13 protein-coding genes and 1 riboswitch are annotated in these 16,639 nt (G+C 47.8%); of the genes, 7 read left to right on the top strand and 6 right to left on the bottom strand.

Features of this window, described 5'->3' with window-relative positions; all coding sequences use genetic code 11:
* Positions 1–1,416, top strand: coding sequence for a family 43 glycosylhydrolase (locus GOM71_RS02145; protein ID WP_156278009.1), 1,416 nt, complete (start codon positions 1–3; stop codon positions 1,414–1,416).
* A 138-nt stretch (positions 1,417–1,554) separates the two neighbouring features.
* On the opposite strand, the gene GOM71_RS02140 is transcribed toward GOM71_RS02145, so the two are convergent.
* The 3 genes from GOM71_RS02140 to GOM71_RS02130 are packed head-to-tail and all read right to left on the bottom strand — an operon-like array spanning position 1,555 to position 4,179.
* Positions 1,555–2,784 carry an MFS transporter gene (locus tag GOM71_RS02140; RefSeq protein WP_216651692.1) on the bottom strand — a complete coding sequence of 410 codons (1,230 nt, stop codon included), beginning with the start codon at positions 2,782–2,784 and terminating at the stop codon, positions 1,555–1,557.
* A gap of 32 nt (positions 2,785–2,816) precedes the next feature.
* Positions 2,817–3,788, bottom strand: a complete 972-nt coding sequence (locus GOM71_RS02135; protein WP_156278004.1) for a metallophosphoesterase family protein — start codon at positions 3,786–3,788, stop codon at positions 2,817–2,819.
* The gene (locus tag GOM71_RS02130) at positions 3,766–4,179 is read right to left on the bottom strand and encodes a GNAT family N-acetyltransferase (protein ID WP_156278100.1); all 414 of its coding nucleotides are present in this window, start codon (positions 4,177–4,179) and stop codon (positions 3,766–3,768) included. The genes GOM71_RS02135 and GOM71_RS02130 overlap by 23 nt, the downstream gene beginning before the upstream one ends.
* A gap of 205 nt (positions 4,180–4,384) precedes the next feature.
* On the opposite strand from GOM71_RS02130, the gene GOM71_RS02125 reads away from it, so the two are divergent.
* Positions 4,385–5,275, top strand: coding sequence for a LysR family transcriptional regulator (locus GOM71_RS02125; RefSeq protein WP_156278001.1), 891 nt, complete (start codon positions 4,385–4,387; stop codon positions 5,273–5,275).
* Here GOM71_RS02125 and GOM71_RS24220 read toward each other — a convergent pair.
* The 3 genes from GOM71_RS24220 to GOM71_RS02115 are packed head-to-tail and all read right to left on the bottom strand — an operon-like array spanning position 5,229 to position 7,391.
* Positions 5,229–5,615, bottom strand: a complete 387-nt coding sequence (locus GOM71_RS24220) for a CPBP family intramembrane glutamic endopeptidase (protein ID WP_253944640.1) — start codon at positions 5,613–5,615, stop codon at positions 5,229–5,231. The genes GOM71_RS02125 and GOM71_RS24220 overlap by 47 nt on opposite strands.
* Entirely contained in the window at positions 5,561–5,968 is a 408-nt protein-coding gene (locus tag GOM71_RS24215; RefSeq protein WP_253944651.1) for a hypothetical protein, read from the bottom strand. Before GOM71_RS24215 ends, GOM71_RS24220 begins: the two co-directional genes overlap by 55 nt.
* Positions 5,969–6,005: 37 nt before the next feature.
* Positions 6,006–7,391, bottom strand: a complete 1,386-nt coding sequence (locus GOM71_RS02115; RefSeq protein ID WP_253944639.1) for an MFS transporter — start codon at positions 7,389–7,391, stop codon at positions 6,006–6,008.
* A gap of 124 nt (positions 7,392–7,515) precedes the next feature.
* On the opposite strand from GOM71_RS02115, the gene GOM71_RS02110 reads away from it, so the two are divergent.
* From GOM71_RS02110 to GOM71_RS02090, 5 genes are all read left to right on the top strand, one after another.
* Positions 7,516–8,370: a helix-turn-helix transcriptional regulator gene (locus tag GOM71_RS02110; protein WP_156277999.1), complete on the top strand. Its 855-nt coding sequence runs from the start codon at positions 7,516–7,518 to the stop codon at positions 8,368–8,370.
* Between the two features lie 150 nt (positions 8,371–8,520).
* Positions 8,521–8,607: riboswitch (cyclic di-GMP riboswitch) on the top strand.
* Positions 8,608–8,694: 87 nt separating this feature from the next.
* Positions 8,695–13,569 carry an OmpL47-type beta-barrel domain-containing protein gene (locus tag GOM71_RS02105; protein ID WP_156277996.1) on the top strand — a complete coding sequence of 1,625 codons (4,875 nt, stop codon included), beginning with the start codon at positions 8,695–8,697 and terminating at the stop codon, positions 13,567–13,569.
* Positions 13,570–13,731: 162 nt separating this feature from the next.
* Positions 13,732–14,253: an RNA polymerase sigma factor gene (locus tag GOM71_RS02100; protein ID WP_156277991.1), complete on the top strand. Its 522-nt coding sequence runs from the start codon at positions 13,732–13,734 to the stop codon at positions 14,251–14,253.
* Complete coding sequence (locus GOM71_RS02095; RefSeq protein WP_156277989.1) at positions 14,250–15,899, top strand: DUF4179 domain-containing protein; 1,650 nt, start codon at positions 14,250–14,252, stop codon at positions 15,897–15,899. The genes GOM71_RS02100 and GOM71_RS02095 overlap by 4 nt, the downstream gene beginning before the upstream one ends.
* A 360-nt stretch (positions 15,900–16,259) precedes the next feature.
* Positions 16,260–16,526, top strand: a complete 267-nt coding sequence (locus GOM71_RS02090; protein ID WP_156277987.1) for a CD3324 family protein — start codon at positions 16,260–16,262, stop codon at positions 16,524–16,526.
* Positions 16,527–16,639: the final 113 nt, after the last annotated feature.

The following is a 16,639-nucleotide window of genomic DNA, read 5'->3' as shown; positions in this document are numbered from 1 at the left end:
ATGAAAAAACAAGGTTTCAATCCTTATCTCCCTTCGTGGGAATACATTCCCGATGGAGAGCCGCATGTCTATCATGACCGTGTGTATGTCTACGGCTCACATGACCGGTTCAATGGGCATGTCTTCTGTCTGAACGACTATGTCTGCTGGTCGGCACCTGTGGATGACTTGGCAGACTGGCGGTATGAGGGCGTTATTTATCGGATAACGGACGATCCGCTCAATCCCGATGGCCGGATGTGCCTCTATGCGCCAGACGTTACACAGGGTTCCGATGGCCGTTATTATTTGTACTACGTACTGGACAAGGTCTCCGTCGTGTCTGTCGCAGTTTGCGATACGCCGGCCGGCAAATTCGAGTTTTACGGTTATGTGCAGTATTCCGACGGCACGCGTCTTGGCGAACGGGAAGGCGATCAACACCAGTTCGACCCGGCCGTCCTGACGGAGGGCGACCGAACGTACCTGTACACCGGATTTTGCGCCGTCGGCGACAAGACCCGCATGGGTCCTATGGCAACGGTGCTCGGTCCCGATATGCTTACCATTCTGGAAGAGCCTGTTTTCATCGCTCCAAGTGAACCGTACAGTCAGGGCAGCGGGTACGAGGGGCATGAGTTTTTCGAGGCGTCTTCCATTCGTAAAATAGGCGATACATACTATTTCATCTACTCATCGGTAGTCATGCATGAATTGTGTTATGCTACGAGTCAGCATCCGATTCAGGGCTTCGTCTACCAAGGCGTCATTGTCAGCAATAACGATCTCCATATTGATACCTACAAACCGTCGAACAAGCCGATGTATTACGGCGGCAACAACCATGGAGGCATCGTGGAGATTCTCGGGAAATGGTACATTTTCTATCACCGGCATACCCATGGTACGAGCTTTTGCAGGCAAGGCTGCATCGAACCGATTGAATTCCGGGCGGACGGGACGATTCCTCAAGTCGAGATGACTTCTTGCGGGTCTAATGGGGGGCCGCTGATCGGCCGCGGGGAATACCCGGCCTATTTGGCCTGTAATCTATTCTGCCAGGACGAAGAGTTATACACGGGCACACATGGGGCTTGGATGGACGGTCGGTTCCCGAAGATTACCCAGGACGGTAAGGACGGCGATGAAGAAATCGGGTACGTTGCCAACATGCGGGACTCCGCGACGGCAGGGTTCAAATATTTTGATTGCCAGGGTATCCGTCAGGTCAAAATCAAAGTTCGCGGCTACTGCCGCGGCTATTTTGCCGTGAAGACGGCGTGGGACGGACCGGAGCTCGGCAGAATTTCAGTTGACTTTACGAACGTATGGACCGAATATTCGGCGGATATCGTCATACCAGATGGCAAGCAAGCTTTATATTTCACTTATGCGGGCATGGGTAATGCAAGCCTGGCTTCATTTACATTAAATTAACGATTGTTTATTCAGAAGCTTCGCGGGTTCGTCATACTAGATCTTATGGTTTGACTAAACTAATAGAATCAACGAAGGAGCATGCTGCGGCAGCTCCTTTTTTATTTTTCGTCGATAGACCCGATAAGGTGAACTGTATCACAAGTGAGGCGGAAATTTCTTGCTCACCTGCTTACGGAGAGAGGATTTTTGCATCAGTAAACACCAATTGATGAGAAGTCCAATAAATACTGCAGAAGCTCCCCAATAAATGAGGATATATCCCGCTTGCTGCAAAGCCCAGAATGCTACAATAGGACCAATCGCTGCGCCTAAATCAAGAGTAATCGAATAGGCAGTCATTATGTTCCTTTCTTGTCCCGAATAAATAGTTGCTATTGAGGCAGCAATTGAATCCATTAAAGTACTCATACAAGTGGATGTTATTAAAATGCCGATCGTGACAAATATCCATATGAATGTTGGCACAGGCAGCGGAAACAAAAAGAACAAGATGCCAGCGAAGCTTAAAACAGCGATAACTAAGGATGCCGTACTGAATTTTTGGTCCGATAACTTGCCTATAAACGGCGATAGAAGAGGACCCCATCCCCACCGTAAAGCTTGAAGACCTCCTGCAAGGAATGCCGCGCTAAAAGAAAAACCTAGAAAGAAGAAGGAAGTAGATCGGCTCTGTGTAAAATTACTGAGTGTAGACGTAAATATTCCCTCATACATCATGGCTGACCCTAATGCAGTCACTAACAGCCCTATAATCTTTTTTGCTCTAAACAAAACAAAGATCGAGGCGACTCTTAACAGGGGTACGTTCAATGTTTGGGTAAGAGCCTTATCTTTGGGAAGATAGACATGAATATTCATTAGTAAAAAGGGACTTATGCAAATCGATAACGCTGTAAAGAGAAAGGATACGGGAAGAAGGCCGTATAAATCAGCCATGCTTCCTCCTAGTATCATTCCGAAGAGACTGCCTAACCGATAGTTACCATTATAAACGCCGAACAATCGGCCTCGATTGTCATCCGTTTGCAGTTCCAGAATGGCATAGTAAGCTCCGAGTCTCAATAAGGACCAAGCTAGTCCCCACAAACACCGTAGAATGACCCAAAGATGAAAGTTGTTCGCAAGACCGTAACCAGCGGTTGTAAATGTCGCTAGAACCACAGCCAATACGAGTCCCTGTCGTAAGCTGATATAGCGATACATCCAACTCACGAAAGGATTTAAGGGTAATCGGACCAATCGATTAATGGAGAGTATAAATCCAACTCCCACGAGAGAATCGAGTCCAGCTTCCTTCCAATGCAGCGGAAGAACGATATAAAGCATCGAATCTCCCATTAAACAAAGGGCAGTAATCCAACTCATTCTTAGAACCTGCTTCTTGTTGTAATTGTCCATTAATGTAATGAGAGCCGCTTTGTTAGCTGGACTGATATATCCCTAAACGATGGCGGGTGTACAGGCTGATCTTTCATAAGTACGCCTCCTTCAAGACGAAGCCACGTTTCAAAATCTCTGTTGGCTTCATACAGCTTAATGACTCGAGCGCCACGTGGAAAATCTTCTTTGCCATAAGTATTAAAGCCTGTAGCTCGACCATAGCATAGTCGAATCCCGTGCAAATTTCCCCAGAAATCATTGACATGGTCATGTCCTACAAAGACCCCGGTTACGTCGCCTCTCTCCAAGAAGGCATTAAATAATCCCGAATTTATTTTCGGACACCCCACACCTTCGTAGTTATATCCGAAAGAAGTGTGAAAATCCCATAGATCGTTAAACTCCGGTAGAGGGATGTGGAAAAATGAAAGCGAGGGGATCGGCCTGTTTTCGTTCTTAGCTTCAAGGTGTAAAGATTCTTGGATATACCAATCGATTTGATCCCGTCTTATCCAAGCGGATCCTCCTATTTGTTTAGGAGCATAGCTTCCTGAATCAAAGAGAAATAATGCAGTTTTAATCCGATCAATATCTGTGGAACTTTGAATTGTCAGGAAGTAATTCCCAATGCCTCCGATATAAGCCGGACCTTGTTGAGCTAAGCAGGCGGGAAGCTCTTTGGAGATGGCCATGATTTCATCGCGTGTTATGCCTTCTTCTGCATCATGGTTTCCGAAAACGAATGCCCACGGTATATTTCGAGCAGTTACAGCGGAAACAGCATGAATAAATGCGGTTTTGGGATCATCGGCAAGCTCGCTATGAATCATATCTCCCGTAAAGATAACAAGATCGGGCGTCTCATGATCAAGAATATTATTCATTAGATCAAGGCTGCATAAATCGGCAGGATTATTGTTTTGCCAATGGATGTCAGTGAACTGCACGATCTTGAATGTTCCGTCTTTATGAAATTGCAAAGGTTTCATCTTCAACACTCCTGCTTAATGGTTTGACGAAACGATAACCGGTAATGGTATAACCTAATTCCAGATAAAATTGATGCGCCTCGTCTTTTCGACCGAAACCGCTGATTAAATAGGTGCCTTTGCATCTGAGCTCCTTGGCTTTCTGTTCAGCGAAGGCCATTAATTCTCTACCGATCCCATTGCGTTTCGCTTGCGATTTGACAACGATAATACATACTTCACCATACCGGCTTACTTCCCGGATATTTTCGCGTATTTGGAAAACGAGTGTGCCTAGTACTTCGGATTCCTGTTCAAGTACGTAAATCGTCCCGTTCATGCTTTCTTTGATCGTTTGTAAGCGATCCAGCATGTCTGGGATCGATATACACTCTCCGCTTAACTCATACATAAGTTCGCAGAGAGAGGAGACATCGGATTCTTCTGCTTCCCTAATCACGGAATAATGACACACGATGGTTACCTCCAATCAGCATTTTGACTATGTCTGATCCTTGTCTCATGCTTACAAAATAATACAACGCGCCAGAAAGAACTAATATATAATAATACGTAATTGATAAGTTAAACTAATGAATTTCAAGGTGGGGGCGACTATGAACCTGCATGCGCTGAAAGTATTCTATTATGTAGCCCGGAACGGCAATGTCACCAAAGCGTCGGAAGAGCTGCGCATTAGTCAACCGGCAGTAACCCAGCATGTCAGAAACCTGGAGAAAGAATTGGGAATAAAGCTTGTGAAGCCGGAAGGGAGAGGTATCAGCCTAACTTACGCCGGGAATGAGCTTTATAGCTTATCCGGAAAATTATTCGCAGTGGAGCATGAAATTGAGATTAGGATGAATGATATAGCAGTAGGGAAATTGGGAGAGTTGACCATTTCGGCCACTTATCTGCCTGCAACGATTCTGCTTCCTAAATATATTGCAATGTTCAAAGCCAAGAATGAAGATGTAAAGATTAATGTCGTGACCGGAAATAGTAAGGAAGCTTTTGCGTTGTTGAATAGTCATAAAGCTGATGTGGCAATCATTGGGGGCGGCTGGGAGCTGCCGAATATTCATTGGGAGCACCTGTTTGATGATGAGCTATGGTTTGTTGTTCCTCCCCATCACCCACTTGCGAACCGTGAAGTTTCTTTGCACGAAATGATGGAAGAAACTTTCGTCATTAGAGAGGATGGAAGTTCAACAAGAGAAAGATTCCTCTCCATGTGTCGCACATTTAATGTAAGACAGCCGAAAATCGGTATGCAATTTAACGGACTATACGAAACAATCAAGGCTGTTAGCGCAGGATATGGAGCTAATCTAATATCGGCAATGGTTGTTAGGGAGTTTGTTGATCGGGGGGAAGTTGCCAGAGTTTTTGTTCAAAATATAGATCTGAGAAGACCAATCGCGATGTGTACGGTTGAGAATAACTTGTTGTCTCCTGTTGCTAGAGAGTTCGTTCAGTTGATTCGTGATAAGCTACGGGTTGAGTAATTGGATTTTGTGAAATGATGGAATTCGACGTTAGGATAAGGTAAACCATATCACAAATAGTGGTAAACAAACTGGAGCTTAATCTCGATGCATACAGTGAAGGCACCATCAACACGGGAATTAGATTTTTTAACCACCCACTCCATAGTGTTGCCCCTGTATTTACAAGATGGACAACGCCAAAAAAAAGTGAGGTCACAGCGAGTGCGAGCCAGTGTCCAGCCAATTTATTAATGGTTTGAAACATAAGCCCGCGAAAAATAAGCTCCTCAACGATGGCTGCACCTAAAGCTGAGCTAATGGAAGATGCCAGAATGGAACCTCCGGAGCACTGGCCCATTGAAAGAAGTAGCCTCCCGCAGCAGCAATAATTAAAGTGGACACTAAGATAAAGAGTGCGGGATGGAATACCGAATTCACATAATAAGAGCCGCCTAGCAATAGCTCCATTATGCAAAACCAGGCTTTGTTCATCCGCTGCCCAGGGAACCAGAATATCATGGGGACGATAAACGCCGCCAGCAACCAGATGACGTATAACCGTTCGTGGTTTGAAGACATGCCTTCAGCGAAAAGCCGGGACAAAAGCAAAATATAATGGTACGAACGAAGAGCGAATATGCCCCAATCCATGAAAGATAGTATTTTTTTCATACTGGCCACTTTCCTAATAAAATAAATCAGCGTTAACACACTCTATCATACGAAAAAATTCGTCATCAGAGTGTGATCAGCGGCCGCGGCGGCCAAGATACAACAGCGATAGCACGCCGCCGGCGAGCAGTACGGCCGAAGCAACAATCAGTGCGGTATGCAGGCCGTTGACGAACGATTCGCTAGAGTTGGCAATCGTGCCTAGAAGAGCAACGCCGAGTACGGCTCCAAGTTGCCGACTGGAGTTAAGCGCGCCTGAGGCGATGCCGGCTCGCTCTTTGGGAACGGAAGAGACGACAGCTGCGATCAGCGACGGAATGGTGAAGGAAACGCCGAAGCCGGCCAGAAGCTGCGCGATCAAGGCAATGACATACGAACTGTTCGCTTTCGCCCAAAGCAGAACCAGCGAGCCTGCGGTCAGAAGCGCAAAGCCGATTACCGCCGGCACTTTGGGGCCAATCCGGCCTACGAGCCTCCCAGTAAGTATCGGATTGAAGGTCGGTGGAAGCATGAACGGCAGAAACGCAAGACCAGCGGCGAACGCGGAATAGCCGAGTGTTTGCTGGAAGTAAAGCGACAGCAGAAACAACAGGCCGGAAAAGGCGAAATTAACGGCTAACCCGGCTGCCAGCCCTGTAGAGAAATTGGAGACGCGGAACAGATCGAGCGGCAGCATCGGTGACTTGCCGATTGTTTCGAACAGTACGAACAGCACCGCACACACCGCCGCAACGATAAAAGCGGCTGTGACCTGCGGAGCGGACCAACCGACCGCACCGCCTTGTACCAAGCCGAAAGTGAGCGAGCCAACGGCGACGGTGGCGGTTAGTTGTCCGCCTGTGTCGAAGCTCCTTTCAGGACGGCGAGACGTCTCATTCGTTCCCGCTGCGGTAATGGCGATACTTACGAGTGCAATGGGTATATTCAGCAGGAAAATACTGCGCCAGCCAAACGAATCTACGAGTACACCTCCGATGACGGGGCCGGCCGCCATTGCAATACCGGATAATGAAGCCCAGACGCCGAGCGCGCGAGCGCGGGAGGCCGGGTTCGGGTATGAATGAGTGAACAAGGCCATTGAAGCTGGCAATAACGCTGCGCCACCCACTCCGAGCAATGCCCTAGCGGCGATTAGCATGGCCAGCGAAGAGGCAGCAGCAGATAGAACAGAAGCACCGAGAAAGACGGTAAGGCCCACGATGAACAGCCGTTTGGCACCGAATCGGTCGGCCAGCGAGCCTGCCGCCAGCAGCAAGCAGGCGTATACGATTGTGTAAGCGTTGGAAGCCCATTGCATGCCTGCGAATCCACCGCCCAAATCGTGTCTAATTGCCGGGAGAGCCACGTTCAAGACGGTCATGTCGAGCAGAACGATAAAATAGCCAAGGGAAAGTCCAATCAACAGGAGAGTATGCGCTGCAGGCTTCGGCGCATAAGCTTGTGAAAGGGAAGATTGATTCAAGTGACGGCACCCCATTTTCCAAAATATGATTTCTAAACGTTCCATAGTGTACAATGGGAAAAAGCAGCTAACGAGAAGAGAGTTTATCCTGGGACAGAAACTCATAGGATAGGAGGGCGCTCAAATGGAACAAACGAAGTACGATCGCCATCTGGAGCTAGCCCAGTTTTTGCGCAGTCGCCGCGAACGCCTTGCTCCGGAGCACGTCGGCTTGCCGGAAGGCGGACGACGGCGCACGCCAGGGCTGCGCCGTGAAGAGGTCGCCTCTTTGGCCGGTGTCAGTATCGATTGGTATACGAGATTAGAACAGGGAAGAGACATCCAAGTATCCACACAGGTGCTGGACAGCATAGCGCGAGCGTTGCGGCTGAGCGTCAATGACCGTAGACATTTGTTTCATCTGGCGCTTAAGCAAGAGCCGCTTGAGTCACAATTGCCGCGGCCAGCCGTGTCTCCGGCGTTGCAGCGTTTCCTCGACATGCAGGAGGCAGCCCCCGCATTTGTCGTCGATCCCACAATTACGGTGATAGCCTGGAACAAGGCGGCATCTGTCATTTACGGCGATTATGCCGCGATGTCGGAGTTGGAGCGGAATTCGGTATGGCGCACGTTTATGTCTCCATACATGCGCGAGCTGCTTGGGGAAGGCTGGGAGGAGCATGCCAAACGGCAGCTGGCCCGTTTCCGTGCCGGGTACGGCCGGTTCATAGGCGATCCGTGGTGGACGGAGCGGATTGAAGAATTGACCCGGACCAGCCCAGAGTTTCGGCAGTGGTGGCCGGATCGGGACGTGCTTTACTCGCCGGAAGGGAAGAAGCTTATCTACCACCCGGCGGCGGGCAATCTGGCCTTTGAGAATGTGTCATTTCAAGTGAGTGAGAATCCGAATCTGCAAATTAAAGTGAGTACGCCTTTGGCTGATTACGACACGGCAAGCAAGATTCGCCGGATGATCGCGGAGCATGATTCGCCACAATAGAAGTTCAATACAGAGCACAGCGCGATGGACGCCGTTGCTCTTATTTTTTTTAAATTGATAGGCCGCTTTGCCTAATACAGGAAGAACGACCTATTCACACAACGGGATTTGACAATTTATTATGAAATTAGATTCAAAGTCACAAAAACCAAGTGAAAAGGGCAAATCGTGAGAAATCATGAGACGCAAAGCCAAGGGCCTGACCCGCTTTCGAGCGGAAGGCAGCCGGTTGCCACAAGGAGTCATAGCGATTCTACTATGAACCTTGCCGAGGTTTATTTTTTTTGCTCAAATTCCATTCGGAAGAAGAAAGGTAGGGTTCTTATGAAAAAACGCATATCCAAAAGTTTTTCTCTCTTGGTTTCGCTGCTCCTATTGACGCAGGTTTTGTTGCTTCCTGTCGGAAGCGTGTTCGCGGCTGAGACAGACAACGCGATACTGCCTCCAAGCAATCTTAGTTATCAATCTGTGACACCGACTGACATCAAGCTAACATGGAGCGCAGTATTTGGTGCAACCGGGTATACGGTATACGAGATCACGGATGGTCAGCTTATCGCCCGCGGCACGCCAAGCACGAACTCTTTCACGATCAATAGTTTGCCGGAAGGGCAGTATACGTACGTGGTATCCACCTTAAGTCCGAATGGCGAGTCAGGACCGTGCGCGCCGATTACGGTGAATATCGCTTATCCGGTCATGGCGGCGCCGGCATTGACAAATTCGGTCATTAACGGCAATGACATCGTATTGAGCTGGACAGCCTCCCAGTATGCTCAGAACTACAATCTATATCAAGTCCAACCTGACGGACAGAAGACGCTTATCAAAACGCAAACGGCTCGTACATATACAGTTACTAACGCGCCTGAGGGAAATTATACTTATTCAGTATCGGCATCGAATTCGGTATTTGGGGAATCGCCTCTTTCCAACCCTGTTGAAGTTAACATAGTAATTCCGACAATGGCAGCACCCGGTAACGCCACATTTACGGTTTCGAACGCTACCAACGTTACCTTGAAATGGAATGCTGTAAGCTATGCTGCAAACTATAGAGTCTATCAGATTGTTGACGGGCAGAAGGTGCTGAAAAGCACAGTGACCGGCACAACCGTTACTTATACGAACCAGCCTGCCGGTGAAAATATCTTTGAGATCTATTCCTACAGCGATCGGTTTGGGGAATCGCCCGAAGGCAGCCAACTAACGGTGACTATTGGTTCTGTTACTATGACTGCGCCGGAGAATCTAACTTACAAGGTGCAGAACGCCAATGACATTGTCCTGACTTGGAGCCCGGTTACGTATGCGAACAGCTACAAAATTTATCAAGTCATCGATGGCCAAAGTGTGTTGAAAAGCACGGTAACCGGCACAGCCGTTACCTATGCGAACCAGCCTGCAGGCGATTATATTTACGAGGTGCGCTCTTACAGCGACCGGTTCGGCGAATCGTCGGAAGGAGCTCAAGCAAATTTAACTTTGGAAGCTGTAACCTTAGCGCCTCCCGCTAATCTTGCCTACAAGCTGCAAAACGCCAACGATGTCGTTCTGACCTGGACGGCCGCTGCTAATGCAAACAGTTATAAAATTTATCAAGTCATCAACGGTCAGAAAGTATTGAAAAGCACGGTAACCGGCACCACCGCAACCTACACCAACCAGCCAGCAGGTGAATACATCTACGAGGTGCATTCCGTTAGCAGCCGTTTCGGTGAATCAATAGAAGGCAGCCAGGTGTCTTTCCCTCTGGTTCACCCTACGATGGAGCCGCCGGCCAATCTGGTGCAAACGATTAAAAACGCGACGGACTTCTCCCTTGCCTGGGATGCCTCCGCTTATGCGACAAGTTATAAAGTTTATCAGATCGTGAACGGTCAGAAAGTTCTTAAAAGCACAGTAACCGGTTTGACTGTAGCGTACACGGGCATGTCGCCGGGTGAATACACCTATGAAGTCCATTCCGTATCAACTCGATTCGGAGAGTCGGCGCAAGGGACTTTGCTGACGATGACGCTCAACGGGCAGACGATGCAAGCTCCGGCAAATCCGACGTACAGCATCGCAAACGGCAATGACATCACTTTAAAGTGGACAGCCGTGCCATATGCAACGAGTTACAAAATCTATCAACTAGTCGACGGACAAAAGGTATTAAAAAGTACGGCAACCGGCACTGCCGTGACCTATACAAACCAGCCGGAAGGCCAATACAATTACGAGATTCACTCCGTTTCGTCTATTTTGGGCGAGTCGCCGGAAGGCGCAGAAATCAATTTTGCGCTTGATTTTCCGACAGTGGCCGCACCGGGCAATTTTGCTTACAGAATTCAAAACGGAAACGATATCGTCCTGACTTGGACCGCTGTCACTTACGCCAATTCCTATCGAGTGTATGAATTGGTTGACGGTCAGAAGGTTCTGATGAGCTCGGTTACGACGCTTAGCTCGACACAAACGAACGTAAAATCCGGCGAGCACACTTATATCGTGAATGCCGTGAGCAACCGCTTCGGAGAATCGACGGAAGGCAGCCAGTTGACCTTAACGCTTGACAATACGGATATGCAGCCGCCTGCTAATTTCACGAAAAGCGTTGCCAACGGCAATGACCTGACCTTGAAATGGAATGCAGTTGCTTATGCAACGGCATACAAGCTGTATCAACTTGTTGACGGACAGGAAGTGCTGGTGAAAACACAGACCGGGACGACGGTAACGTTCACCAATATGCCTGAAGGCGATTACAGCTATGTAGTAAGATCCTACAGCGATCGTTTTGGCGAATCCGCGGGAAGCGAGCTTTCGTTTACTCTTGTATTCCCGATTATGCAGACGCCAGGCGGCTTTATAAAGACCATTTCGAACGGCAATGATATTACCTTGAAGTGGAATGCCGTCGCCTACGATACGGCTTATAACCTGTATCAAGTTGTTGACGGAGAGGAAGTGCTAGTGAAAACGCAGGCCGGGACGACGGTCACATTCACCAATCTGCCAGAAGGCGATTATAGCTATGTGGTGAGATCCTACAGCAATCGTTTCGGCGAATCGCCGGAAGGCGCCGAGCTCCAATTTACGTTGGACTGGCCGGTCATGCAGGCGCCGGGCAACTTGACGAAAACCGTTGCGAACGGGAACGACATTACGTTGAAATGGAATGCCGCAACCTATGCGACGGCCTATCGGGTCTATCAAGTAGTAGACGGGCAGAAAGTGTTGAAAAGCACGGTAACCGGCACGACCGCGACATACGTCAACATGCCGGCCGGCGACTACGGTTACGTGGTTCATTCGTACAGCAGCCGCTTTGGCGAATCTCCGATCGGAGCCGCCGCCGACTTTGAACTGGTATGGCCTGTCGTTCAGCCTCCTGTCGTGACAGGGACTGTATTTAACGCCAACAATATTACGCTGACTTGGCCATCGGTTGCTTGGGCCAATGAATATCGCGTATATGATGTTACGAGCGGAAACAGACAGCTGATTTATACAGGTACGGCTCTAAGCTTCAAAGTGTACAACTTGTCGGAAAAAGTACATTCATTCGAAGTAACGGCTTATAGCACGCGTTTTGGCGAATCGGCATCTTCGAATCGGGTGACCGAGAATATTGTATTCCCGATTATGGAGCCTCCGGTTGCCGCGATTAAGTTGTTAAGCGATACGAGCGCCCGGATTTCCTGGAATTTCGTCACCTATGCCAACGGGTATAATGTCTACGAAATAGTCGACGGGCAGCCGGTATTGCTGGCGGAGAATGTAAATAATTTGTCTTTCACGGTTTCGGATCTGTCCTATAGCGACCATGAATATTATGTTTCTTCTTACAGCAATTCGTTCGGCGAATCGAGTCCTTCCAATATCGTTATCGCCAAGCTGATTGTCGATACGGAAGCTCCGGTGACCATCGCGGAGAACACGCTGGCTGGTTGGACCAATCTAAGTCAGATCGTTACGTTGTCGGCAACGGATAACGAGACGGGAGTCGCAGGTACGTTCTATTCCTTGAACGGCGGAGAATATGCAGCGGGTACTTCCGTTGCGGTCGACCAAGAAGGCGTGAACAAGGTCTCGTTCTACTCGGTGGATAAAGTCGGCAACAAGGAAACGGCCCATACGATCGAGGTTAAGATCGATAAAACCGCACCGGTGACGACTTCGATTGCTCTTGAAGGTTGGAACCAGAATGAAGCGACTGTAAAGTTGACTGCAACAGACACACTTAGCGGGACAGCTAAAACATACTACGCCATCGATGCTTCCGATTACCGGGAAGGCAGCACGATCACAGTAAGCAGCGACGGCGTTCATCAAATCCGATTCTACTCGATGGATCAAGCGGGCAATAAAGAAGCCGAGCACACGATCGAAGTGAAAGTCGACGGCACGGCGCCGGTGACCGCTTCCAACGTTCCATCGACATGGTCGAAAGAGGATGTCGCCGTTACATTAACTGCAACGGATGCGCAAAGCGGCGTAGCGAAGACGTACTACTCGGTTGACGGAGCGCCTTATATAGAGGGCGCATCGTTCACGGTCCGCAATGAAGGCATCCACCAAATTGCATTTTACTCGGTGGATAAGGAGGGCAACATCGAAACGGTAAATACGGCCGTCGTCAAAATCGACAAGTCCGCGCCAGTCGTTACGATGGATCTCAATGAAGAGGTGAAGGCAGGAACGGCGCTGAAATTGACTTACACGGCGACCGATAAGCTTTCGGGAGTAGCCTACGAGAAAATGACCGTCTTGGGACCGGATTCGACGACGGAAACGACAGTCGCGAACGGCGGCGAATGGGTCGCGAATAAACCGGGAATCTACACCGTCACTGTCACCGTTACCGATGCTGCGGGCCATACCACGACCTTGAAAAAGCAGTTTGCGGTATTCCTGCAGGCTTCCATTACGGTAACTCCGATTGTCATCAAAGGCAATAAAGGAGTGTTCACCGTTCGTGTAGACTTGCCGAATGGGTATGACACTCAGGGCTTCGATCTGGATAGCGCTACGCTAAACGGCGTGAAAGCACTCAATAGTAATAATGGCTATTACAATCAGGCGAAGCTGGGCCAATTTAAGTTTGAGCGTTCCGACTTCAATTGGACGGGCTCCGAGGTTACGCTGCATTTCCGCGGATATGTCAACGGCATTCTGGTAGTCGGACAAACAACCGTCAAAATCCAAAAATAAAAAAAATAAAGATCCCTTCGAGCACCTTTGAAGGGATCTTTATTTTTTAGTGAAAAATGATTCTAAAATATGGTATTTTTAATTGCTGAGAGAAATGAACCCAAAAATGCAGTTGTTGGTCTTATATACGCAATCACAATTCAAGGATGGGGGGTGTAAGGGTTGAAAACGGACAGAGAGCTCTTCGAGGCATACCGGTTAGATGTGTACCGTCTTTGCTTCTATATGTTGCACGATAAGAATGATGCGGAAGATGTGTGCCAGGACGTTTTTATAACGGCATTACAAAGCGATCGGAGCGGGATATCGCAAGAAAAATCGTGGCTCTTGAAAATTGCAATGAACCGGTGCAAAACCTTTTTGGATCGACGAAACAGAGGTGCGCGAAAAGAAAAGCTTTCTTTTCTTAAATTTCGTCCCCGGTTCTCTGAAAGTACCGAAGAAATTATTGAGAGAAAAATACACATGACGGAGGTAGTTCAGTTACTAGAAAACTTACCGATCAAAATCAGGTGCGTCATGGTTCTTCGATTCGTCAATGACTTATCCTTGCAAGACATAGCCCAGGCGCTGAATATTCCGGTAGGAACGGTTAAATCACGTTTAAACAAAGGGATTTCATCGCTGAAGAAAGATACGGATTCGGCAACCTATTTTCAAGAGAAGGAGAGTCAAATGATATGAATAAATCCTTGGAGGAACAAATGAAACGCAAGGTAATCAGCGATCGTATCGATACGCCCGATTTCGAGGCCATGTGGAGCCGAATTCAACTGCAACTCACTGCTAACGCAGAGAAAAAGCCAGACAAACGTAATCTTTACGGGGCAACAATGCGTAAGAAAAAATTTATTACGGCCGCCGTTGCATGTTCATTCCTTATTGCGGTGCCTGTTATGGCTAGCATGAACTTGAACTGGGAACAGCTCTGGCGAGGCGAAAGCACGATGAATGCTTTGACGGTCGGATTGGGGGAACGGCTTAATCTTACGGCTACAAGTAATCATGCTTCCCTTACCTTAAAGGGGGTTGTTACGGATGATCAATTGATGAATGTTCCTTTTCAACTTGAAATGAAAAACGTTCCTGCCTATGATTTTATCGATTTCGGACAAGTGAAACTGACCGACGAAAGCGGAGTCGCTTATCACGTTGACACGCAGCTGGAAAGGGCGGCAGAAAACGATCAAATGATCGGCATACTGCGTACGGAAAATCAGTTGAAAGATCGTTCGTTGGACTATAAGCTCCATGTTCAAGATCTCGTTTTCTATAATTACAATTTTATTAAAGTAACGGCGAATCCGGCCGACATCGAAAAGAAAAGCTTTAGCCTTTCCGATCCCGAGTATTCTCGGTTAGCCGTTACTTCACTCATTCGAGAAGGCAGTGCTCTTACCATCCGTTACGAATTAGATGCCACGGATTCGTCCTTAACAAACGGTCCGCATTTGGTATTTGCTAACGATGGCACGACATTGAAGTCGAAATATTCAGCTGTTTTATCGTCTTCAGAAGATGGCCGAGCGGTGCTTCAAGAAACCTTTGAAATCTCGGACGAACAATTAAGCAAATCTACCTTGGGATTGTCGTATCTGGCTGAAGCGGAAAGACGGATCGGGACGTGGGATTTCGCTTTTGAAGCGGACGGGAAAAAAGCGAGTCAAGCCATTTATCGTAAAGACTTAGATCCATCTGTAGTAACGAATGATTCGGTAATGGCTTTCAAAGAGCTTGTTATAACGCCGTTGGAAATTCGTTTGACGTATGATGATAAGTCAAGTGGCAATTTTAATTTCCCGACGATCCGGTACGATAAAGCCGTCTTGCATATCAATGGGCAAGATATCGAGGGCGGCGGTTGGCTCGAGGATGACGGAAGCGGCGGGTACCTGAGTTTTGAATCCCCCGAATGGTATAAGGACTGGTCGAACGTGCCGATGAGCTTGACACTGTCAGAACCGAGAATTCAAGACAAGGCGCCGGCTGATCAGTTGCTGCAGCTAACATCGCCTAATTCCGCTGCTCAGCAGGTTAGCACAGAGCTTCAAGGCTTCCCTGTCACTTTTACCTATTATATGGAGGGTCAGGATCTGATTGTTGAATCATCATCGCCGGATACGAATTTCCGCGGCATTACCCAGTCGTATCTCGTGTCTGGAGAAGAACATATATTATCTGAAATGAACCCGAAACCGCCTGGCGGAAACGGAACAAACAAAACAATCGAACGGTATCAGGATGTGCCGGAGGGGGATCTCTTGTTGAGTCCATTCCTCTATGTTTGGACCGATCCGCTTAGAAAGGCAGAAATTCGTATTTCGGAGTAAGACGGTTGAGAGCTGAGCTTGAGCTTGAGGATATGGGGAACATGCGGCGGATGGAGTTCGCGGTATCAGATCCAGACGGTTTTGTCCTTGTATTTGGCGGCAGCAACTAACGAGAGTAAGAAGGAATGAATGGAAAACTATAGAATAATGATAGAAAGCATAATGAATGAAGTTAATTGTTAAAGCACGAAAGGGAGGTCGCAGAATGAGTCCAAAAATCGCAAATGGAAAGCTCCATGCAAAGTCTATATTATGACTATGGCGGTTGATTGCATGGAGCATAATAGTAACCGCTAGCTTTCGAATAGTATAGATTTTGCTGCCTTAAAATTCATTTTTATTTTAAGGAGTAGATCTATTTTGAACTATACAAGTGCTGAAGCTGTACTTCCAGAAGACCTGTTAAAGGAAATACAGAAGTATGTGCAAGGTCGAATGATATACATCCCCAACTCAGAAGGCTCGCGTAAAAAGTGGGGAGAAAAGTCGGGGAACAGAGCCTATTTGATCGTTAGAAACGGCCAAATCCGCCAACATTTCGATGAGGGATTGTCGATTGAACAGCTGTCACAATTGTTCAGTCTCTCGCCTGATAGCATCAAAAAAATCGTTTATTCAAAAAAGTGATAGCTCATAAGGCTTGTCGGACTTTTCCGGCAAGCCTTTTTATGTATAAAACGAGTAGTATTTATTTGTTATATATCATAATCAGAATTGAATTTTATAATTAAAGACATTGG

The sequence above is a fragment of the Paenibacillus sp. NEAU-GSW1 genome (assembly GCF_009737085.1).
Classification (GTDB): Bacteria; Bacillota; Bacilli; order Paenibacillales; family Paenibacillaceae; genus Pristimantibacillus.
The sequence above is the reverse complement of the archived record's forward strand: the minus strand, read 5'-3'. Positions and strand labels throughout refer to the sequence as shown.

Coding starts and splice junctions, on each gene's coding strand:
- GOM71_RS02145 (WP_156278009.1), top strand. CDS start 1: ATGAAAAAACAAGGTTTCAATCCTTATCTCCCTTCGTGGGAATACATT.
- GOM71_RS02140 (WP_216651692.1), bottom strand. CDS start 2,784: ATGAGTTGGATTACTGCCCTTTGTTTAATGGGAGATTCGATGCTTTAT.
- GOM71_RS02135 (WP_156278004.1), bottom strand. CDS start 3,788: ATGAAACCTTTGCAATTTCATAAAGACGGAACATTCAAGATCGTGCAG.
- GOM71_RS02130 (WP_156278100.1), bottom strand. CDS start 4,179: ATGTATGAGTTAAGCGGAGAGTGTATATCGATCCCAGACATGCTGGAT.
- GOM71_RS02125 (WP_156278001.1), top strand. CDS start 4,385: ATGAACCTGCATGCGCTGAAAGTATTCTATTATGTAGCCCGGAACGGC.
- GOM71_RS24220 (WP_253944640.1), bottom strand. CDS start 5,615: ATGGGCCAGTGCTCCGGAGGTTCCATTCTGGCATCTTCCATTAGCTCA.
- GOM71_RS02110 (WP_156277999.1), top strand. CDS start 7,516: ATGGAACAAACGAAGTACGATCGCCATCTGGAGCTAGCCCAGTTTTTG.
- GOM71_RS02105 (WP_156277996.1), top strand. CDS start 8,695: ATGAAAAAACGCATATCCAAAAGTTTTTCTCTCTTGGTTTCGCTGCTC.
- GOM71_RS02095 (WP_156277989.1), top strand. CDS start 14,250: ATGAATAAATCCTTGGAGGAACAAATGAAACGCAAGGTAATCAGCGAT.